Source organism: Thalassotalea sp. SU-HH00458 (assembly GCF_040362795.1).
Taxonomy (GTDB): Bacteria; Pseudomonadota; Gammaproteobacteria; order Enterobacterales; family Alteromonadaceae; genus Thalassotalea_H; species Thalassotalea_H castellviae.
This window is the reverse complement of record NZ_BAABWW010000006.1, coordinates 221,306-242,230: the sequence shown is the minus strand read 5'-3', so window position 1 is coordinate 242,230 and position 20,925 is coordinate 221,306. Positions and strand designations below refer to the sequence as shown.

The following is a 20,925-nucleotide window of genomic DNA, read 5'->3' as shown; positions in this document are numbered from 1 at the left end:
GCGATCTTGCACCCTTGGTATTTATCTGACAATCAAAGAGAAAGAGCCCCGCCATTATAATTGTTCTCTTACTGTATCATAATCAAGTTAAATAGCTCGCCTTCCTGTTTCAGGCACTTTTCATTGAGAAATGCTGTTTAATTGGATGTGTTATAGCTAAACCTGTATTTTTAGTTGATTCATACCATTAAAATAATTGTTCGTAATCCTACCTATAAATATCAAAAAATAACATATTGTGGAAAGTATGGAGTTTCATTTGAATTTCAAAGTTTAATTCCTATACTTTATTTGACCGTCAAGGTTAATTAGTCATGAACATTAATATGACTGTTTGAAAGGCATTGTTTTTTAACTTTACGTTGTTTATTGAAGTACTTTTTCAATATTTACTTCGTGTAACTTGTTAGGTTCAGAATTCATTTGAAATTAGACAGAGTTGACTCAAATTTTAATTAAAGGGTTATTGATTTTATGAATAAAGCTGACCAAATAGTATTATTTTCCAATGATAAAGATACAGATTCTTTATTGATCTCCACATTAACCAAGCATTATGAAAAGATAAATGTTACGCAGAGTACCGATCAGTTGGTCGCGCAATTAAGTGAACAAACACCTAAAATTATTTTGATTTCTGCGGAAAGGTTTCAAGAAACGCTCTCTATTTTCTATGGGTCACTTGATAAAGTTCCAGATGAGAACTTGTGTGAACACTTTTTCGTTTCACTGGTTTCTAGGCATGATGAGGCTGAAGCCTATAATGCATATCGAAATGGTATTATAGATGATTATTTAGTCGCAAGACCTTTATACGAAATCCATAGACCTATAGTGATTTGTGAACATTTGTTAATTGAACTTGGTTTTGCAAAAAAGGAAAAATCAGGCCTTGAGTATATATATCAGGAAGAAAAATATGCTGATGATGTTAGGGGAGTGGTTTCTAAAGGCTTAGAGCGCAAGGAACAGATGAAACAACAGCTTGAAAGCTCAGTTTCTGTCATTGAATCTGCTTTGGACAATGCTGCTGAAAAGATTCAAAAACAACAAAAAGTCTCATTAGACCTTGAAGCATTAAGAGAAACATTAGGAAAAATAAAATCTGATGAAATTAGACCTGAACTATTAAAAATACAAAGTAAAGTCTTAAACATATTGCAATCATTTGTACAAGATAATGAAAATATTCTGAATAAAATTGAAGGTGATAAAGAGGAAATAGCCAAAGTTGCTAATCAGCATATACATAATAAATTTCAAGAAATGCAAATCCAGTCCGATGATAGTGATATTGTCAAAACCCCAAAGAAACTTAAGGTTTTAATTATTGAAGATGACCCTATAAGTCTTCATTTAACGTCAGACATCCTTAATTTATATAATGTAGAGTGTGATCCAGCTTATAGTGGTAGAAGAGCTTTAGCATGTTTGAAGAGTAAGCAATATGATCTAATTTTATTAGATATCGGCTTGCCAGATACTAATGGTATATATTTACTCGATCAAATATCCCAGAGTGAAAATAATAAAAATGCAAATACCATTATGCTGACAGGTAACAGGCAAAAGAAAACCGCCCTAGAGTGCATTAAATTAGGAGCCAAAAACTATGTAGTCAAACCTTTAAGGCAAAGTAACTTAGTCAGTATGTGTGAAAAATTAGGCTTAGAGTTATCAAAAAAAGCAAAAAGTTCCTGAAATATAATTGTTTTTTAGTAGCTTTATAATTTCATTTTAAATAAAGAGCTTAGATGGTGTTCTAGACCTAATTAATTTAGTTTTACACAAGCCTCTTCAGAGTTGTTATTCATTTCGCTTTAAGTGTAGATATATTGAAATACCGTTAGCTGTCACAAGTTTACTATGAGTGATAATGTTTTTATGAAAAGTGTATTACACAAATTAAATAACGTTAGTTTTTGCGAAAACCTTATTGTAGCGAATATAAACAAAGTGCTATTTCTTTTTTGCTTCTAATTCATTAAATTTAGCTAGTTGCTCTTTTGTTGCAGGTAATTGGTATTTTTCTTTCCAGTCGGCGTAAGGCATACCATAAACTTGCTCGCGGGCATCTTCAATATCTATGTTAACCCCTAATTTCTCTGCCTCAGCCACTGTCCATTTTGAAAAGCAATTACGGCAAAAACCCGCTAGGTTCATTAATTCAATATTTTGTACATCTTTTCTATTATCTAAATGTCTTAATAAACGGCGAAAAACGGCGGCTTGAATTTCAATTTCTTTATCCATCTGACTTCTCTTTAAAGGTTATAAATTGCTGGTAATTAAATACGTTATTGAGACACTTCATCTAAATTTTCAGAAATATCGTCTTCGGGTATTTCTGGCCGTTGGTGACGGCGGATTTGCATGATGATCCCCATATATGGATGATCAAAGTAATGTATTTCTCTGCTGATCATTCGACGGTTTTGTGTCATACGGATCGGGATCACTTGTTCCGAGTTTATTGTCTCACCTAGCATTTGAGATTTTAATTTCAGACTCTCTTGCTCGGCAAGTGTCATGTTTAAAATACTAAAATCGGTGGCAACATGTAAAAAGTTACCAATCAAATAAACGTCAATTAAGCCTTGTAAATACCAAGGTTGTACCGGAGGTAATGGTTTAGGCTGCATTAATTTTGTATCAATTGAGTAACTATCTTGTGTTTCGTTACCAGGGTTACTTAGCGATGCGATAACGTCTTCCACTGTATCTATCTGGTTTATATTCGCTAATATTTCGTTTATTTTTTCAGCCTTTAATTGCTGCGAAATAGTGTGAGCAGAACGTGTATCGTCGGCAATAGGTGTATTCTTACCAAGCGATGATTGCTCCTCAGATAAAGCAAAAATATTGTTGAGCATTTGCTCCTCATAAATATTCGCTTTTTGTTCTTGGTGATAACTTGCAAGGTTTTTAAGATATTGGCCTTGAATATTATCACCGGCAAACACTTTTAGTGGTTGAGAAGTGTTTTTTTCAAATACAGGTTGTCGCCATGCAAAATGTAAAAGCGGGCGAAAATCTCTGCTGCGGCGAAGTTGTGTCACTATATCGTTTAATTGTAATGCGTCGGCATTTAACAGGTAAGGCACTTCGCTATAAATATTGGTGGCAGCATCAAGAACATTCGGTACTTTATTGACTAAAAAGCCATGATAAGAATATAGATCTTCATTGACATTTAATTGGTTAAATTCACTTTCAGGTATTTGACACAGCACTGAGGTATCGTTTTGATGTTGACTTGTTTTAGCATAATGAGGGTAAACATCAATGTTTGGGAATTGTTTATCAGCAAAAACTTGCTCGGCTTCTAAAACAAGGGCTTGTTGTGCTTCGGTGATTATAACGTCGACTTCTTCATCAAGTTCAGGTGTTACAGTGCTATTTGTATTTAATTGCTCACGTTCTAAAATATTATTGTTAGTTACAGGAAAGTCGGTTTGTTGTTGATTGTTATCATTGTCGTCAGTTTGCAGAGGACTTACTGCTGTCAATTCAATATTGTTATTGTTCGCTGTAGTTTGTTGTTCAGCGAGCTGCTCTTCCATTAAGGTAGACAGGGTTTTATTTTGATAAAATCTTGGCCAAATCGCTGATTGCTCAACATAAGTACGTAGATCATTTTGTTGATTACATACCGGAAGTTGTTGTTTTAAACTTGCGATGTCAGGGTTTAATAACGGGGTGAATAAATCGAGTGAATGACGATAATTTATCGAAAAATTTTGCTCAGTAAAAGCTTCTTTGAGTTTCGCTTTATCGTCAAGTTGACTGAGCAGAATGACTTCAATTTCAAACCAATCGCCCAACCATTTACTTGCTGACATAGCAGATAAAGAAAAAAATAAACTGGAAAGTAAAACGAGACTTTGTTTAATATTCATCAATTTCCTAAAGTAAATGATAAGCTTAAGGTATTTTATAAGCTCATCATACCTTGTATTTTATTCGCTGTTAATTAAGTTTTTTACTCAAGTCACTCAGTATAGAGGTGATCATCATAAAACGTGATTTTGCATCTTCTGTTGCTCGGACAAACTTTAATTTATTCGCGCCTGCCATTTTAAAAACACTTGGCTGAGATTGTATCAAACCTATGATGAACATAGGATCAACGTTAGTATTGTCACTAAATTCAATGGAGCCACCTGCAGGTCCTGCTTCTATGCGAGCAATACCAATTTTATGCGCTTTTAGTTTCAATTTGGCGATATGGACTAAATTTTTGGTCGCTTGAGGTAATAAGCCAAACCGGTCGATAAGCTCAACTTGAATTTCGTCCAGCTCGGCTTTGGTTTTTGCACTGGCAATACGTTTATATAAACTTAGTCGTAAACTAACATCAAATATATAATCATCAGGGATTAATGCTGGAACTCTTAGTTCGACTTCAGTTTGTTGAGCTGTCATTTGATCTAATGAAAGTTGTTTACCTTCTTTTAATGCAGCCACAGCTTGATCTAACATTTCCATATATAAACTAAAGCCAACTTGGCTCATTGAACCGCTTTGATCTTCACCGAGTAATTCACCTGCACCACGAATTTCAAGATCATGAGTAGCAAGCGTAAAGCCAGCCCCCAAGTCCTCTAAAGAAGCAATGGCGTCTAAACGCTTTTTCGCATCTTTGGTCATTACTTTTTCGTGGGGAGTCAATAAATAAGCGTATGCTTGGTGATGCGAACGACCAACACGACCACGTAATTGATGAAGTTGTGCTAATCCTAAATGATCGGCTCTGTCCATGATAATTGTGTTGGCACTTGGGACATCAATACCCGTTTCAATAATAGTCGTGCTCACTAGAACATTAAACCGTTGATGGTAAAAGTCACTCATGATCCGCTCTAGATCACGCTCTCGCATTTGGCCGTGTGCGGTAACTATTTTTGCTTCAGGTAGTAAGTTTTGAATATCAGCGGCCACTTTTTCAATCGTATCAACGTTATTGTGTAAAAAGTATACTTGGCCACCGCGCAAAATTTCACGCAAGATCGACTCTCGAATTAAGGCATCATCCCGTTGACGAACAAAGGTTTTTACTGCTAAGCGTTTGGCAGGCGGCGTGGCTATAATCGATAAATCTCTCATGCCGCCCATGGCCATATTGAGGGTTCTTGGGATTGGGGTTGCCGTTAAAGTTAAGATATCAACGTTTGATCTTAACTTCTTAATTTTTTCTTTTTGCTTCACGCCAAAACGGTGTTCTTCATCGATTATCAAAAGGCCAAGATCATGATATTTAATGCTATTTTGTAATAATTTATGCGTACCAATTAAAATATCAATATGGCCTGATTCTACTTTAGCAATGACTTCATTTTGCTGTTTTGTTGTTTTAAATCGCGATAATACTTCTACGGATACAGGCCAGTTAGCAAACCTGTCTTTAAAATTTTCATAATGTTGCTGGGCGAGTAAAGTCGTTGGCACTAAAATAGCTACTTGTTTACCGTCATTCACGGCAATAAAGGCGGCGCGCATCGCTACTTCTGTTTTACCAAAACCCACATCACCACAGACTAGTCTGTCCATGGTTTTATCTGAGAGCATATCGCTTACGACAGCATTTATCGCTTGTTCTTGATCATGAGTTTCTTCAAAACCAAAACTATTGGCAAAAGCAATATAATCGTCTTTATTGCGAGTAAACTGATAGCCTTTGTTATTCGCGCGTTTAGCGTAAATATCCAGTAACTCTGCGGCGACATCTTTAACTTTTTCAGCAGCTTTTTGTTTAGCTTTGGTCCAAGTGTCATTGCCGAGTTTATGCAACGGAGCGTTTTCTGCATCACTTCCAGAATAACGACTGATTAAATGCAGTGACGCTACTGGTACATATAATTTAGATTCACCGGCATAACTTAACGTTAAAAATTCTGTGGTAATACCGCCATTTTCTATGGTTTGTAAACCGACATAACGGCCAATACCATGTTCTATATGCACAACTGGCTGGCCAATTGAAAGTTCAGCTAGGTTTTTAAATATGGCATCAGCTTGAGTATCTTGTTGTTTTTTTCTACGCCGTGCTTGGCGTACTCGATCGCCTAATAATTCAGATTCTGTGATTAATGCAATGGCATTTTTAAGCGACGAACCTTTGCTTTGAAAGATGAATCCAGCGGATAGTGCGTTAACAGTAATACCAATTTGTTCATTGGAATCTATAAAACTTTCTATATCATCAAATTGTTGAGGTACCATTTGATTGCGTTTTAATAATTCTAAAACACTTTCTCTTCTACCTTGGCTTTCCGCTACAAATAATATTTTGTGTGGTGTGGTTTTATCAGCGATAAATACATTTAATAAATCGAATGGTTGTTTTAACTGATGATTTACCGTTAGGTTGGGCAATTCATTAATATCGTAATGAATAACGCCTTTACTTTCTTTACTTTCCTGTTGCTCTTCAGTGTCTACAGTGTTTTCTGTCAACCCTAACAAGGCCTTATCGTCGCTAGCCGTATTTTTGGGCATGTCAGGTATAGAGATGCGATCAAAAGGTTTTAATGCAATATATAGTTCATCTTTATTTAAAAACAGTTTACTCGGTTCAAGTAGAGGACGAGTAGGATCATAGCGTCTATCTTCATAACGATATTCTACATCGTGCCAATATTGCTCGATCGCTTTATCAATATCACCGGTGACTATAAGTAAGGCATTTTCAGAGAGATAATCACAGAGGGTATTAGTTTGTTCAAAAAACAAAGGCAAGTAATATTCAATACCAGCAGGTAAAATACCATCGCTAACTTGATGATAAATTGATTCTTTATTGATCACTCCCGTAAATAATTCACGGTATTGCTGGCGAAATAAATGAATGCCTGCTTGATCCGTTGGAAATTCATGTGCGGGCAATAATTCAATACTTGAAATTTTATCACTTGAACGTTGGTTATCGGGATCAAATAAACGGATTTCTTCTATTTCATCGTCAAAAAAATCTAACCTAAAGGGGGTATTACTGCCCATAGGATAAAGATCTAAAATAGCACCTCGAGCAGAGAATTCACCATGTTCCATAACTTGGTCAACATAGCGATAACCACTCGCTTCTAATTCTTGTCTCAGTTGATGAAGATCTTTTCTGTCGCCTTTATTAATTAATAAACTATTTTTTTCTAAATATTGTTTTGGTGCAAGTCGTTGAATTAACGTTGAAACAGGAACAATAACTATACCTCGTTCCATTCTTGATAATTGATATAACGTTGCCAATCGTTGAGAAATAATATCTTGATGAGGCGAAAAAGTATCGTAAGGTAATGTTTCCCAATCGGGAAATAAACAAATGGGCAGTTCATTATCTCGGTTTATGCTATACAACTCTTGCTCTAACCTAAGAGCAGAAGGGGTGTCATGAGTAATTAATAGTATCGGTTTTTCAGATTGTTTCGCCGCTTGAAAGATAGCGATTGTACTACTAGAGCCCAGCAAGTTATGCCAAGATTTTTTATTCGCCACTTTCCCTCTGCGTGAGGTTAAAACCGGTGAATATAGATGATGTAATTTACTCATGAATAGGTTCGTTCTTTATACTTTTTGTCGTGTAAGTGCTATTAATATCAATGTTACGTGTAATTATCGGTCGTGCTGAAATCACTCAGCTATATGATAACATGCGAGAATTTAAAGTTGGGTATTTTCAACTGAAATAAATAATCACTAAATAGTAAGTGTGACTCAACCGGTTTACCGTAAACTTTACTAAGAATGATAGGAAAACGACTGGTCAAGGTAGTATACTTAACGAAATGAAAAATAGACTTGAACAATCACTTTAATTAGGAGTCCTTAGTGACCAATAATGATGTTTTACGCCGTATTCGCTACACCTTTAATTTACGAGATGAAAAAGTTGTGGCAATTTTTGCTCACGCACAATGCAAAGTGAGTGAAACACAGGTTCAAAACTGGTTAAAAAAGGATGATGATGCCACTATGGTTGAGCTTGCTGATGTTGAACTTGCGAGTTTTTTAAATGGTTTTATCATTGAAAAACGAGGACGAAAAGCAGGCGAGCAACCTAAACCAGAAACAACATTAACAAAAAATATCATGTTGATGAAATTGAAGATAGCCTTACAGTTACAAAATGACGATATTATTGATTTATTGGCTAGTACTGGTTTTACATTAGGTAAATCAGAATTAACGGCGTTTTTTAGAAAACCGGATCATAAAAATTACCGTCATTGTAAATCGCAATTCTTACGTAACTTTTTACAAGCGTTACAAGATAAACACCGTAAACCTTATACGCCAAAAAAATCTAAAAATAAACTCACCGGCGCTGTAGCTTCTGATATTGAAAATGAACTAGTCGATACTTCGTATAAATCTGCCCGAGCGAATGCCAGTAAACTTTATGTGAACCCTAATGCGACTAAAGCAGCCAGTAAAAAATCAACGCGTACGGTTTTAAAATTAAAACCCGAAGATATTTATAAAAACAGTAAATGACTCAACAATTAATCCCGTTTATTAGTCAACTTGCTTTAACGGAACAGTTACTATGGCTTGAGCGCTTAAATACCTTGATATCACAGTCAATGGCCGCTCAACATGACTCCTATAAAAGTTCGTTTAATGTGGTGCTCGCCGACAGTTTGTCTACTCTTGAAAAGTCGCGATGTGAAATTGCGATAGTCGCAAATCCTGACCCTACTACTCTAGCTGATTTCCCTCAATTAGTTTGGGTGCAAAGTTTATGGGCTGGGGTCGAACGTTTAATTGCCGAAATACCATCACCTAGCTTTAAAATAGTTCGTTTAATTGATCCGTGTTTAGCGCAAACCATGGCTGATGCTGTAGTGGCATGGAGTTACTATTTACATCGGGATATGCCACGGTATTTGAGTCAACAACGTAGTCAACAATGGCAACAACATACGGTTGCTTTAACGAGTGAAAGAACCATAGGGATATTAGGATTAGGGGAACTAGGGCAGGCGAGTGCAGCAAAACTAAGGTTAAATGGCTTTAATGTCTTAGGTTGGAGTCGTACAAAAAAATCGATTGATAATTTAACCTGTTTCTCAGGCGCTGATGGTTTGGAAAAAGTTTGTTCTGAAAGTGATATTGTGGTGGTGTTATTACCTCTCACTCAGCAAACGTTGGGTCTTATCAATCAAGGTTTATTTAGCAAAATGAAACCAACAGCAGGGCTAATCAACTTTGCTCGAGGTAAGATAGTTCATCATGATGATTTAATAACTGCATTAGATGAAAACTTACTGTCACATGCTGTGTTAGACGTTTTTGCTCAAGAGCCGTTACCGCAAGATAATATATTATGGCAACATCCAAATATTACTGTTTTACCCCATATTTCTGCGCCGACTAATCGTGAATCCGCTTGTGAAATAGTGAAACACAATATCTTAGAGTATTGTTTAACAGGCAAGATCCCACCTTCTGTTGATTTTCACCAAGGCTATTAGTAATACCCTTACAAAAAGAAAGGTTGATTTAAATCAACACTAAAATTTACCGAGTTGTTAGCATATCTGCACGGTTCAATAACTTGATACTTTTTATGACTGATATACCAATTGTTTATTCATGCTCCGGTTGTTCTAATGTTGCTCGTATTGCACATGATATCGCATTAAACCTTGATTCAGACGGGATTGCTGAAATGTCATGCGTATCAGGGGTCATTGCTAATGTTGCTCCTATTAAAGCAATCGCGACGTCTGGAAGGTCGATTATTGCTATTGACGGTTGTGATCTTGCTTGTACAAAAAACTGTTTAGATAATGCTGAAGTTGCAACGTCACATTACTTTGTGATCACAGATTTAGGGATAGTAAAACGTGACAAATGGCAGGACTCGTTATCTGAAAACAGCAAAGCTATGGTACATATTTATGGTGAACTTTCGAAACATGGCATTAACTTTACTAAACGTTAATCTGCCCGTTAATAAGATTTTATCTTTGGTAGCTTGGCGAGGGTTCGTTATAATACAGTTATTTTAAAAGGCATTAAAATGACGAGGTTTTTTAATCTAATTGCAACTCTGTTTTTTCCGATCAGATATTTTCTTGCTGTTATTAGTTTAATAGCATTTATCGTTATTTTGTATTTATTCGTTTTTTCTTCTCAATATGCTCAAGCAACATATTTGACTCCAAGTTTATTGATACTTTTGTGGAGTTTAATTTTATTTGTCCTTTGTCATAGTTTTTATCTTGATCCACAAGTTGCTCAAACATCTGCTTTACATTCAACAAAAAAATTAACATGGTTTGGTGTCATCAAACGAAAATTATCATTTCTGTTTTTATGGCTTTATAGTCTAATGTTCTTAATACTTATGGTTGTTTCTTTTTATTTTACACTCAAAGTGTGGATGCTATAACTGAAATGAAAGCGACAGGAATTGTGCAAAAAATATTCGCGGACGATTTAGATGGGAATAAGCATCAACGTTTTACGTTACGATTAAAAAACAATAAAACAGTTTTAGTGATACATAATATTGATTTAGCTCCAAGAATAGCTAACTTACACGTAGGTGATAAAGTTGAGTTTATGGGCGTGTATCAATGGAATAAATTAGGCGGAATGGTGCATTGGACTCACCATGATCCTCACGGTAAACATCCATCCGGTTGGATTAAACATCATGAAAAATTATATCAGTAATTAAAATTTTACTTGCTGTGACGTTATTATGTTTCTACCCTTAAGTGTTTCTACGGTTCATTAAATTTTTCAAAAGAGTAGCTTATGCGATTTTTATCTCGACGTTTAGTTATGCCAAGTGACTTAAATTATGGTTATTCATTGTTTGGTGGTCGCGTATTGCAATGGATTGACGAAGAAGCGGCAATTTATGTTATTTGTCAACTTGAAACTAATTGCTTAGTGACGAAACATATTGGTGAAATCAGCTTTGAAGCCCCAGCAATGCAAGGGGATATTGTAGAATTTGGTTTAGAAACCAAACAGGTTGGCAATACGTCAATTACCGTCACTTGCTTGGTACGCAATAAAGTCACTAAAAAAACGATTTGTTTAGCCGATGATATTGTTTTTGTTAAGGTTGATCCTGAAACTCGACAACCTGTTCCCCACGGTAAAACGCTTGAAGCGCTTAAACAGCAAACCATTGATGAAGTGAAAACACTTAACCTTTAACAGTGTTTTGTGCCCCTGTTGAAACTAAGATTTTTACAAGAGGGGGAGATGAAATGAGCCGTTATATTACAGAACTTATGTAATACTGCAACGATGAGCGTATTTAATTCCCTCCTTACATTAATCATTCGTTATTAAATTTATGATTGAGTTACTCTTAATTATAAGTTATTGATTTTAGATAAAAAGTAAAATAATAATATTCAGGGTACTATTTCCTGCTTGTTCACAATTCTTAGAGTTACTTAACAGTATTCATAAATAATTACATTTAGACTAGGTTAATTATTTGCTCATGGTGTGTTGGTGATGTATAACACTATTAATTGTTTGTATTTTCATCACAGGAAATTGCTATGACAACTCAATGGGATGCTGATAAACCTATTTATTTACAGCTTTATCAGCAAGTAATATCGCGAATACTCGACGGTTATATCAAAGAGGGTGAGGCGTTGCCTTCGGTGAGAAAAGTCGCCTCTCAATATCAAATTAACCCGATAACTATTTCTAAGGCCTATCAAATGTTACAAGACGAGCAGATAGTAGAAAAACAACGAGGGAAAGGATTGTTTGTAAAAGATGGTGCACAGAGCCGAATGTTAGCGCGAGAAAAAGAAACTTTTTTAACACAACAATGGCCTCAAATATTACAACAGATCACACGATTACAATTATCGGTAGAGCAACTATTATCCAATGAAAGAGGAGAGAAGTAATGACGCCATTAATTTCTATTTCTCAACTAAATAAAAGCTACGGTGCTAGCAATGTGATCTCAGATATTAATTTATCTGTGCATCCTGGACAAATACTAGGCTTGGTTGGCCCCAATGGCGCAGGTAAAACGACTTGTTTACAAGCCATGCTAGGTTTAGTTGACTATCAAGGTGATATCGATATTTTAGGATTTAACCCTAGAAAGCAACGTGAAAAAATGTTGGAGCAAGTTGCATATATTGCTGATGTTGCCGTGTTACCTAAGTGGTTGAAAGTGCATCAGTCACTGGAATACTTAGCTGGTATTCATCCTCGTTTTAATCGTGATAAAGCAAAAGAGTTATTAGCGAAAACTAATATCAAACTTGAAAGTAAGGTAAAACATTTATCAAAAGGCATGATAACGCAGTTACATTTAGCGTTAATTTTAGCAATAGATGCCAAAGTGTTGATTTTGGATGAGCCAACATTAGGATTGGATATTTTAACTCGCCGTCAATTCTACACACACTTACTTGAAGATTTTTACAATGATGATAAATGTATCATTGTAACTACGCATCAAATCGAAGAAATAGAGCATATTTTAACGGATGTTGCATTTATTCAAGAAGGTAAACTCGTACTGAATGAAAGTACCGACAAGATTAAAGAACGCTTTCAGTTAGTTGCCGTAACTCATGAGAACGTAGCACAAGCAAGTGCTTTGAAACCGCTGTTCTCCAATAGTTTGATGGGAATAAACATGATGTTGTTTGATAACCAAAGCGGCGATGATCTTCAGCCCTTAGGTCAAGTAAGTGTTCCAAGCTTGGCTGATATTTTTGTTGGCGTGCTGGCGAAGGAGGCAATCTAATGAATACTTTGCAATTTACTACTCAAATGAAAAAAGAATTATGGGAGTATAAAAAAATATTTTTATGGATCCCAGTTACATTAGCTATTTTGTTAATATGTGCTCCGTTTATCAGTTTATTATTAAATGATGTTTCCAGCGGTCATTGGTTAACTAGGTTTGAACGTATTTCCGGACTCACTCATTCAGAAGAGTTTTCACAAATAGCCTTTGGTTTTATATCGGTATTATTTTTACCTTTTGTTATTATATCCGGCATTATTCAGCTTTATTATTTTATCGCGTGTTTATTTGATGAACGTCGTGATTTATCCATTATGTTTTGGCGATCATTACCTGTATCTGATGCCATGACTATCGGGGTTAAGCTTTTAGTCGGCGCACTCATTCTACCGGCAATATTCCTAATTGCGGCAACGGGGGTAGTACTGGTCTTTCTTATGATGATTGTCATCTTGAGTATTATTCTCTCACTTGGTTACGATATTTCGTTATGGCAATTATGGGCAAATAGTGACGTTATCTGGCATCTATTTACTTCATGGGGGAGTTTATTGCCTTACTCATTATGGATGTTTCCAATTTATGCTTGGTTAATGTTTGTATCCGCTTTTGCCAAAAAAGCTCCGTTCCTCTGGGCCGTGTTACCTATCATTATTGTCTTATTGGTGGAAAGTTTTTTTGTTAGCTACTTTGATCTCCATACGCGCTTTTTTGCTCAAACTTTGATGGATTATTTTACAATTTCGCATAATGCTTTAGAAATTTATGCTAATCAACACACGAGTATTACCGTGATGCCATTTAATGTCATGAAAGATAAAATTAGCATTGTTGCCATATTATTTGGCGCTGGTTTGATGTATGGCGCATATTGGTTGAGGGTGAATAAAAACCACTAGTTTAAATAAGCGAGCAATGAGATAGATAAAGCGGCTCATGAAAATGAGTCGCTTTTTGTAGAATACAGCGTAAAAAAGTATGAAGTTAAGCGAAGAGAAGTAATGTTTCGTTCGCCGCGTACTTATACAGTTGTGATGAAAAGGGCATTAAATGTGTGATAACCCTTATTGATTTGAACAATTATTACCATTGCCGAACGCTTTAGCCCCTGAAATTCTGTTGCTACTATCAACCATAAAAGTTAATGAACAGAAATGACCGGCAACATGTAATGCGTTGCTTTTATCATACTCAATAATTCTATTACCGTCTTCAAGCTTTAAAAAACTATCGGGCGTGCCATATTGTTCGATTAACGAGCTAAGCGATTCACCTTGCCAATGCGAAACATTTCCGTTTGAAGCACATGAAGCAACGAATATCATGAAAATACTACTTATTACAACATTTTTCATTTTACGACTCTAGATATCAGTTACTGAATAAATTGATTATATATTGAACTGGTAAGAGTTGTAAAACATGTTACAGGTTGGACATGCTTTGAAATGAATTGACGTGTTCATATTACTGAACAACACACTTTTAGCTTGATGATTTTATTCAATTTCATCGGTAATAAAATCTTGATAATTTTTTACGGCAAAATATCGAATAGACTTTTTAAGTTTGACTTTTTTAGCGATAAGCAGGCCGTCACAATAAATTTTAACTACCTGTTTATCACCGTTACTGTCTGCTTCATAATCATGGAAAGGATTGAGCCTTAAGTTATCAAACTCTGTTTTCATGATCAGTTTCATGAGGTTACCTAATTAAGTTAGCAAGTTCTTGTTTGGCTAGATAACTGTCCATCATCGAACGCAATAATTTATAAAGTAAAATAGAGCCGTCTATTTCTTCTTTTCGATTAGTTAAACTTTCAATGTTTAATCCAAGTGGTAAATTATACGGTAATACGGCGTCTAAAATTTGTTGTAAGCTATTTGCACAAATGCGAATCGATTCATAAAGTGGTTTATCTGCATTTAAAATACGTAAAGAAGTAGCTTCTGGCACACTAACGCCTAACCACTCAATAAACTCTAAGGTTTTTTCACTACCACAAGGCGAAAAAGTTAAAATAAAGCGTTGTGGTTTAATATTTAATTTTTTACATTCAATAGCATAGCGCGTCAGCATATCTATGGTAGCTTGCGGGTTATATATTGCTTGAGAGATAAAAAAGTTACAGCCTTGCTGATGTTTCTCGATTAATCTTTCGTGTTCATTGCCTTTTTTCGCATGACGTTCTGCGATAGTTACCCCGCCAATAAAAAACTCATTCTGATTATCCACTAAGGTTTTATAAGCATTAGCCAGAGAGAGTGAAATAGTGTTTTTCTTCGAAGGGCTACCGACTAAAACAATGTCACGAATACCGTACTCTTGCCACGCTTCGTTTGCCCATTGGTTAAAATCTTCAGCATTGGATTGCACGACACTTTTATAAGTGATCACAGGTCGTGCTGATTTTTGATTTAATAGCGCGGAATAATGTCTCGGATCATGCGTGGTTTTAAACGGAAAAGGTCGAGGCTTATTGGTACGAGAGTCTTCATCTTGTATGTCATAAACAATTAAACCATCGAAATCGATATCACTCACACGTTCAAGAAGTTTGCTTGCAATGCTTTCTACTTGTTCAATAGGGGTGTCACTTTTTGGTGGTGTTGTGCCAATAAAATATACGCCACGCGTTACATCGTTATATCTTGCTTTTAGCTCTGATCCGTTATTCACTGTTTTTCTTTCTTAACAATTTTAATTGCTAGTATGATAACCCTTCTCAAATTAAAAATCTTACCTAACGATATGCAAAAAAGTGATTTATTATCACAAATAGCTTGATTTACTGTCATTTACCCTTATTTAAATAAGATAAATATCATTATCTTGTAGTGTTAATAACAGGGAGTTTAAAAAGTGTGGCATCTGTTTTTTAAATGCTTGTTTTTAACCTTTGGTCTTTTATCTTCCAATGCGCTACTTGCCGTACCTCTGATAGATTCTTCGCCATCAAGCTCGAGTTTTGAAGTACTTACTGACAGGAGTAAATCAACGCTCACTGAACTGTCACTAAACAAATTATCAAAGCAAAACTCTCGCTTAGCCATCTCGTTTAAAAATTTAATTTTTGAACCAAGATCAATCGTTAACAGTAACTTCACCTACCATGACTTAACTGACATTCCTCAATCTGTTACTCATAAACGGCTGAATTTATTGACTGAAATCCATTTAACTTTTCAATTTCAAATAATGAAAGAGATTGAATTTGCTTTTCTTTCTCTACATGTCTTAATAAATCGCTTACATCAAACTCCTTTCAATAGCATTTAGTTTTTACTTGGTTTAATTCATTTCGGCTGCACTTCCAGCCGCGTTAACAGTATAAATTTTCTCTATAGTTCAAGCTTATTGATAGCTTACATGGAGCGATCGATTTAGGAATTGAAATGGAATATTATCGTGAATTTTTCATCGTATTATCCCCTTGTTTGATATTAGGTTTTTTAGCCATAGTAGCGAAAATGCTTATTAGTGCAGCAAAAAGCAGAAAAGGAATTGCTGTAGCTTTTGGGGTCATGGCACAAATGTTATTACCGGATCCACAAGTAGAAAAAACAATTGACACTATTATCATTGCCAAACGAAAGGTTGATGAGCAAGAAGAACAAAAGGACAATAAAACAGGCTAAAACGTTAGCTTACTCTATTCTTTCGAGTTGCTTTAATATGTCATCTTTATTTTTCAACAGCTTAATTGCATTAAATAAGGTCTCAGCTTGCGGATATTGTAATTTTAAATATCTTAGCCACTGTTTTAATCGACTAGAAAAATAGAAACTTTTATCACCTTGTAGTTCTAAATAGGCGTAGTGTTGAAATAATTTATTGACGGATGACCAAGGCATTTTATCTTCTTTTCCTTTAACAACATTCGCGAGATTAGGCATAGCTAATGCGCCTCTTCCTAACATAATGTTTGCTGTTTTCGCTTCTTTTATGCATTTTTTTGCATCGGATAGCGACCAAATTTCGCCATTAGCAAATAACTCAATGGCATATTTTTCGCTGATTTTACCAATGTGATGCCAATATGCCGGAGGGTTATACCCATCACGTTTTGTACGTGCGTGTATCGTTAATTGATTGGCGTTTGCACTAGTAATGGCGCTGACTATTTCATCTAAAAGGGATGCATCATCAAAGCCTAAACGAATTTTGGCGGATAATATTTGATCTTGCGGCAACGCTTGTTTAACACTATTTACTATTTGATAAATAGTTTCAGGTGTTTTTAATAAAACTGCGCCACCTTTACTTTTATTGACTGTTTTTGCCGGACAACCAAAATTTAAATCTACGCCATGAGAGCCCAATTCAATAGCTTTAATGGCATTTTCAGCCATCCAATGAGGTTCTTGCCCCAGTAGTTGCACTCGAGTTGGGGTGTTGTTATGCGTAAAGCCACCACGCTTTAACTCAGGTGATATTTTATGAAAAATATGGGTAGGAACCCGCCTATCTACAACGCGAACAAACTCAGTAATACATAAATCGTAACAATTTATCGAGCAAAGTAAATTACGCATAAGCTCATCTGCCACGCCTTCCATGGGGGCTAACGTGACTTTTTTTATTTGATTAATCATTACGTTAAACTGCTTTGTTAATAGACTTTTTAGTGAACTTCACTTAATCTTTTATAAAAATAAGCGAGGAATGAAATTTATTTTTAAACGTCAGGTCTTGTTAATTAGTAGTACTTAATTACTGTTGTGTAGAAAGTGGTTCAATACATAATACTAGATATAGTGTCTAAGTTTACAATTTAAAGGAAAACAAAATGAATATAATTAAAAAATCAGCTGTTGTTTTAATGTTAAGTGCATTTGCTTTAACGTCGTTAGTGAGTGTTTCAGCAAAAGCTGAATCAAACCCATTTGAGTCTAAAGGTATCGTTTCTATCGTCGCAGATAACGATAAAGATCATAAATGTGGCGAAGGCAAGTGTGGCGAAGGTAAAAAAGCCAAGAAAGGGAAATGCGGTGAAGGCAAGTGTGGCGAAGGTAAAAAAGCCATGAAAGGAAAATGTGGCGAAGGTAAGTGCGGTGAAGGTAAAAAAGCCATGAAAGGAAAATGTGGCGAAGGCAAGTGTGGCGAAGGTAAAAAAGCCAAGAAAGGGAAATGCGGTGAAGGCAAGTGTGGCGAAGGTAAAAAAATGAAAAAAGATAAATCAAGTAAATGTGGTGAAGGTAAGTAAGATTACCGACATTTGATTGATACTCTTGAAAGCCACAATTATGTGGCTTTTTTGTTTACTTAGTTTTTTAACGACTTAAAAAGCATTTAATTTTATTATTAATTTGCAAAAAATCATCTAATATATCTTTTAATTTCAATTCATAAAGTAGTTATTTCATGTCTAAAAATATTGTCATTACAGGTGCAAATCGTGGTATCGGTTTTGCGATGAGTAAAGAATTTTCACAGCAAGGGAATACTGTTTTTGCCTTATGTCGTCATTCATCTGAACAGTTAGAAAATCTTGCTAATCAAGCCAATAACTTACAAGTTATCACTGGCGTAGATGTTGCCACTGATGAAGGCTTAGCATTGATGGTTTCAGCGCTCAAAGGTCTTACTATTGATATCCTGGTTTGTAATGCTGGGATCTTAAGAGAAGAACAGTTAGGTTCATTAAATATTGAAACGATCCGTGAGCAATTTGAAGTTAATGCTATCGCACCATTACGTTGTGTTGATTCATTACGTCAGCAATTTATTTCCGGCAGTAAAGTGGCCATGATAACTTCACGAATGGGCTCTATTGCCGATAATGGCTCTGGTGGTCGTTACGGATATCGAATGTCAAAAGCTGCGCTTAATTCTGCAGCAATGTCGCTATCTAAAGATTTAGCTGATAAAAATGTTGCAGTAGGCGTTTATCATCCAGGTTACGTGCAAACAGATATGGTGAATCATGGAGGAGACATTAGTGCCGACGAATCAGCCGGTAAGTTAGTCAATTTAATACTAGATTTAACAATGCAAGAATCTGGAGTTTTTAAACATTCTAATGGCCAACTACTTCCTTGGTAATGCCTGAAAAAACCGATAACTCTCGCTATATTCGTATTTGGCAAACCGTGCAATTAATACCTACAGGCACAGTTGCCACTTACGGACAAATAGCCGATCTGGCTGGTTTACCCGGCCGGGCACGATTAGTTGGAAAAGCATTAGCTAAAGTGCCTGATTTAGGTTGGAAGAATCAAGCTGTACCCTGGTATAGGGTGGTTAATTCACAAGGAAAAATCTCTTTCCCGATCGACAGTGAATCTTTTGTGAGACAGAAAGGCTTGTTACAAGAAGAAAATATTATTGTGCAAGGGGCGAAGATCAAGTTGTTTGAATTTCAATGGCAACCTGATCTTACCGAATTATTATTTAAATTAACCTACTAATTTTTAATTGATTTTAGCTTAATTAGTTCTACAAGCTTGAAGTTCTTCCCCCATCAACAGGTAAGTTAATGCCAGTAATATAACTTGCTGAAGGAGATGCTAAAAAGCCTACTGCTGCGGCAAACTCTTCCGGTTTAGCAAAGCGGCGTAATGGAATTTGAGCTTTTTCATTGAGCGTCGCTTGCTCAAACGAAATATTCTGTTTGGCCGCTTTTCCTTGAATAATGGCATCTAAGCGAGCCGTTGCTGTCGCACCAGGCAAAACATTATTTACCGTGATACCAAACTCTCCTAATTCGAAGGCAAGAGTCTTAGCCCAGCTTGCTACTGCACCACGAATAGTATTAGAAACGCCTAAGTTAGGTAAAGGTTGTTTTACTGATGTGGAGATGACATTGATAATTCTACCGTACGCCTTATTTTTCATGTAAGGAATGAGCGCTTGAACTAAGTGATGGTTAGAGACTAAATGTAAATTGAAGGCGTCATTAAACTCACTTGCCGCAGCTAAATTTGCTGGTCCAGGAGCCGGGCCCCCAGTATTATTCACAAGTATTTCAAAACCTTTTGTTTCTGATACAACTTGATTAATGACCCTATTTACTTGATCCGGCTGACTAAAGTCAGCGACTAGCAATTGATGTTGCTGTCCATTTTTTGTATCTAACTCACCAAGCACCGTTTTTAATGCATCTTCATTACGAGAAAAAAGTGTTACATTTGCGCCTAGTGCAGCTAATTCAATAGCACAAGCTTTACCTATTCCTTGACTACTTCCACATACTAAGGCGTTTTTTGACGTTAAATTAATATTCATAATATTTCAAAATAGCTAACAGATGATGGTATTTAACCATAGAAAGCTATGATTTGTTTTAGCAATTATATTTTATTTTTTGATGATTTATTTTGACAGTTGTCAGATCGTTTATTAAGCTGACTAAAAAGTTTTTAAGCATGGCAAATATGATCGAACAAGGTGTAAGTGTTTCAGGGCAAGGACCAGTCGTTGTGTTTTTACACAGCTCTTTAAGCTCGTCAAAACAATGGGCGAATTTAGCTGCTCAATTAAGTGAGCATTTCACGTGTATCAATATCGACTTATTAGGTTATGGGAATGCGAGTGCAGCTTGCGAAAAAAACTATAATTTTACCATTGAAACCACTCGGATAAACACGATCATAAGTCAGGTTGCTCCGACTGAAAAATTTCATTTAGTTGGCCATTCGTGTGGCGGAGCAATCGCGTTAAAAATTGCGGTTGAACAGCCAGAAAAACTATTAAGTTTGTCTCTGTTTGAGCCTGTGGCATTTCATTTATTAGCACTTTCACACAATGAAAATCACAATGCTTTAGCAAGAGATGTTGAAAATTTTGCTGAAAAACTTGCTTCTGTTAGCCAACAACAAGGGGCTGAAGCCTTCATTGATTTTTGGAATGGCGAAGGATTTTTTGCGAAGTTACCTCACAAAATTCAAACGACAATGATTGAGCAGTTTACAAAAGTGAAATTAGACTTTATCGGGATACTGCAAGAACGTTATTCTTTTGAGGCATTACAAGTGATTCAATGTCCATGTTTGCTTATGGTAGGGAAATACAGCAAAGCGGTCAGTCATGTTTTGAGTCAAGCTATTGCTCAGTCGTTAAAACATGTTGAATATAAAGAAATTTCCTCAGGTCATATGGCGCCAATCAGTCATCCAAACCTTGTACAACCACTGATTTCTTCATTTATTTATCATGTGAAGTGAGTT

Annotated in this window: 23 protein-coding genes; 14 read left to right on the top strand and 9 right to left on the bottom strand. The window is 35.8% G+C overall.

The genetic code is table 11. The features are described 5' to 3' along the window. The first annotated feature begins 474 nt into the window (after window positions 1–474). A complete protein-coding gene (locus ABXH06_RS11360) occupies window positions 475–1,701 on the top strand; it encodes a response regulator (RefSeq protein ID WP_353518297.1) in 1,227 nt (408 codons plus the stop codon). A gap of 258 nt (window positions 1,702–1,959) precedes the next feature. Here ABXH06_RS11360 and ABXH06_RS11355 read toward each other — a convergent pair whose 3' ends face one another. The 3 genes from ABXH06_RS11355 to mfd all read right to left on the bottom strand — a co-directional run bounded on the left by ABXH06_RS11355 (window position 1,960) and on the right by mfd (window position 7,545). Then, the gene (locus ABXH06_RS11355) at window positions 1,960–2,253 is read right to left on the bottom strand and encodes a DUF1244 domain-containing protein (RefSeq protein WP_353518296.1); all 294 of its coding nucleotides are present in this window, start codon (window positions 2,251–2,253) and stop codon (window positions 1,960–1,962) included. A 44-nt stretch (window positions 2,254–2,297) separates the two neighbouring features. Further along, entirely contained in the window at window positions 2,298–3,899 is a 1,602-nt protein-coding gene (locus ABXH06_RS11350) for a CsiV family protein (RefSeq protein WP_353518295.1), read from the bottom strand. A gap of 70 nt (window positions 3,900–3,969) precedes the next feature. Beyond that, window positions 3,970–7,545: a transcription-repair coupling factor gene (gene mfd / locus ABXH06_RS11345; protein ID WP_353518294.1), complete on the bottom strand. Its 3,576-nt coding sequence runs from the start codon at window positions 7,543–7,545 to the stop codon at window positions 3,970–3,972. 279 nt (window positions 7,546–7,824) lie between these two features. On the opposite strand from mfd, the gene ABXH06_RS11340 reads away from it, so the two are divergent. The 8 genes from ABXH06_RS11340 (at window position 7,825) to ABXH06_RS11305 (ending at window position 13,653) form a co-directional block, all read left to right on the top strand. Next, complete coding sequence (locus ABXH06_RS11340; protein ID WP_353518293.1) at window positions 7,825–8,490, top strand: YehS family protein; 666 nt, start codon at window positions 7,825–7,827, stop codon at window positions 8,488–8,490. Beyond that, complete coding sequence (locus tag ABXH06_RS11335; RefSeq protein ID WP_353518292.1) at window positions 8,487–9,470, top strand: 2-hydroxyacid dehydrogenase; 984 nt, start codon at window positions 8,487–8,489, stop codon at window positions 9,468–9,470. Before ABXH06_RS11340 ends, ABXH06_RS11335 begins: the two co-directional genes overlap by 4 nt. A 95-nt stretch (window positions 9,471–9,565) precedes the next feature. Next, complete coding sequence (locus ABXH06_RS11330) at window positions 9,566–9,943, top strand: putative zinc-binding protein (RefSeq protein WP_311577121.1); 378 nt, start codon at window positions 9,566–9,568, stop codon at window positions 9,941–9,943. A 455-nt stretch (window positions 9,944–10,398) separates the two neighbouring features. After that, on the top strand, window positions 10,399–10,680 hold the full coding sequence (locus tag ABXH06_RS11325; RefSeq protein WP_311577118.1) for a DUF3465 domain-containing protein: 282 nt from the start codon (window positions 10,399–10,401) through the stop codon (window positions 10,678–10,680). Window positions 10,681–10,764: 84 nt separating this feature from the next. Then, a complete protein-coding gene (locus tag ABXH06_RS11320) occupies window positions 10,765–11,175 on the top strand; it encodes an acyl-CoA thioesterase (protein ID WP_311577115.1) in 411 nt (136 codons plus the stop codon). A 356-nt stretch (window positions 11,176–11,531) separates the two neighbouring features. After that, a complete protein-coding gene (locus ABXH06_RS11315) occupies window positions 11,532–11,894 on the top strand; it encodes a GntR family transcriptional regulator (RefSeq protein ID WP_353518291.1) in 363 nt (120 codons plus the stop codon). Continuing rightward, window positions 11,894–12,751, top strand: a complete 858-nt coding sequence (locus ABXH06_RS11310) for an ABC transporter ATP-binding protein (protein WP_353518290.1) — start codon at window positions 11,894–11,896, stop codon at window positions 12,749–12,751. Before ABXH06_RS11315 ends, ABXH06_RS11310 begins: the two co-directional genes overlap by 1 nt. Further along, the gene (locus ABXH06_RS11305) at window positions 12,751–13,653 is read left to right on the top strand and encodes a hypothetical protein (RefSeq protein WP_353518289.1); all 903 of its coding nucleotides are present in this window, start codon (window positions 12,751–12,753) and stop codon (window positions 13,651–13,653) included. Before ABXH06_RS11310 ends, ABXH06_RS11305 begins: the two co-directional genes overlap by 1 nt. 165 nt (window positions 13,654–13,818) lie before the next feature. Here the strand turns inward: ABXH06_RS11305 and ABXH06_RS11300 are convergent, their stop codons facing one another. From ABXH06_RS11300 to ABXH06_RS11285, 4 genes are all read right to left on the bottom strand, one after another. After that, entirely contained in the window at window positions 13,819–14,109 is a 291-nt protein-coding gene (locus ABXH06_RS11300) for a hypothetical protein (RefSeq protein WP_311577100.1), read from the bottom strand. Window positions 14,110–14,253: 144 nt separating this feature from the next. Then, window positions 14,254–14,457 (bottom strand): hypothetical protein, encoded by a 204-nt coding sequence (locus tag ABXH06_RS11295; protein WP_311577097.1) that lies wholly within the window; start codon window positions 14,455–14,457, stop codon window positions 14,254–14,256. A gap of 4 nt (window positions 14,458–14,461) precedes the next feature. Continuing rightward, complete coding sequence (locus ABXH06_RS11290; protein WP_353518288.1) at window positions 14,462–15,436, bottom strand: methylenetetrahydrofolate reductase; 975 nt, start codon at window positions 15,434–15,436, stop codon at window positions 14,462–14,464. A 176-nt stretch (window positions 15,437–15,612) separates the two neighbouring features. Further along, on the bottom strand, window positions 15,613–15,864 hold the full coding sequence (locus tag ABXH06_RS11285) for a hypothetical protein (RefSeq protein ID WP_353518287.1): 252 nt from the start codon (window positions 15,862–15,864) through the stop codon (window positions 15,613–15,615). Window positions 15,865–16,152: 288 nt separating this feature from the next. Here ABXH06_RS11285 and ABXH06_RS11280 point away from each other — a divergent pair, with 288 nt between their 5' ends. Next, window positions 16,153–16,395 carry a hypothetical protein gene (locus ABXH06_RS11280; RefSeq protein ID WP_353518286.1) on the top strand — a complete coding sequence of 81 codons (243 nt, stop codon included), beginning with the start codon at window positions 16,153–16,155 and terminating at the stop codon, window positions 16,393–16,395. Between the two features lie 9 nt (window positions 16,396–16,404). On the opposite strand, the gene ABXH06_RS11275 is transcribed toward ABXH06_RS11280, so the two are convergent. Further along, entirely contained in the window at window positions 16,405–17,352 is a 948-nt protein-coding gene (locus ABXH06_RS11275) for a tRNA-dihydrouridine synthase (protein WP_311577085.1), read from the bottom strand. A gap of 194 nt (window positions 17,353–17,546) precedes the next feature. Here ABXH06_RS11275 and ABXH06_RS11270 point away from each other — a divergent pair, with 194 nt between their 5' ends. The 3 genes from ABXH06_RS11270 (at window position 17,547) to ABXH06_RS11260 (ending at window position 19,167) form a co-directional block, all read left to right on the top strand. Then, window positions 17,547–17,963 carry an HvfA family oxazolone/thioamide-modified RiPP metallophore gene (locus ABXH06_RS11270; protein WP_353518285.1) on the top strand — a complete coding sequence of 139 codons (417 nt, stop codon included), beginning with the start codon at window positions 17,547–17,549 and terminating at the stop codon, window positions 17,961–17,963. A 158-nt stretch (window positions 17,964–18,121) separates the two neighbouring features. Continuing rightward, window positions 18,122–18,802, top strand: coding sequence for an SDR family oxidoreductase (locus tag ABXH06_RS11265; RefSeq protein ID WP_353518284.1), 681 nt, complete (start codon window positions 18,122–18,124; stop codon window positions 18,800–18,802). Continuing rightward, entirely contained in the window at window positions 18,802–19,167 is a 366-nt protein-coding gene (locus ABXH06_RS11260) for an MGMT family protein (RefSeq protein ID WP_353518283.1), read from the top strand. The genes ABXH06_RS11265 and ABXH06_RS11260 overlap by 1 nt, the downstream gene beginning before the upstream one ends. A 28-nt stretch (window positions 19,168–19,195) precedes the next feature. Here the strand turns inward: ABXH06_RS11260 and ABXH06_RS11255 are convergent, their stop codons facing one another. Further along, on the bottom strand, window positions 19,196–19,984 hold the full coding sequence (locus ABXH06_RS11255; RefSeq protein WP_353518282.1) for an SDR family oxidoreductase: 789 nt from the start codon (window positions 19,982–19,984) through the stop codon (window positions 19,196–19,198). Window positions 19,985–20,124: 140 nt separating this feature from the next. Here ABXH06_RS11255 and ABXH06_RS11250 point away from each other — a divergent pair, with 140 nt between their 5' ends. Continuing rightward, window positions 20,125–20,922: an alpha/beta fold hydrolase gene (locus ABXH06_RS11250; protein WP_353518281.1), complete on the top strand. Its 798-nt coding sequence runs from the start codon at window positions 20,125–20,127 to the stop codon at window positions 20,920–20,922. Window positions 20,923–20,925 lie beyond the last annotated feature (3 nt).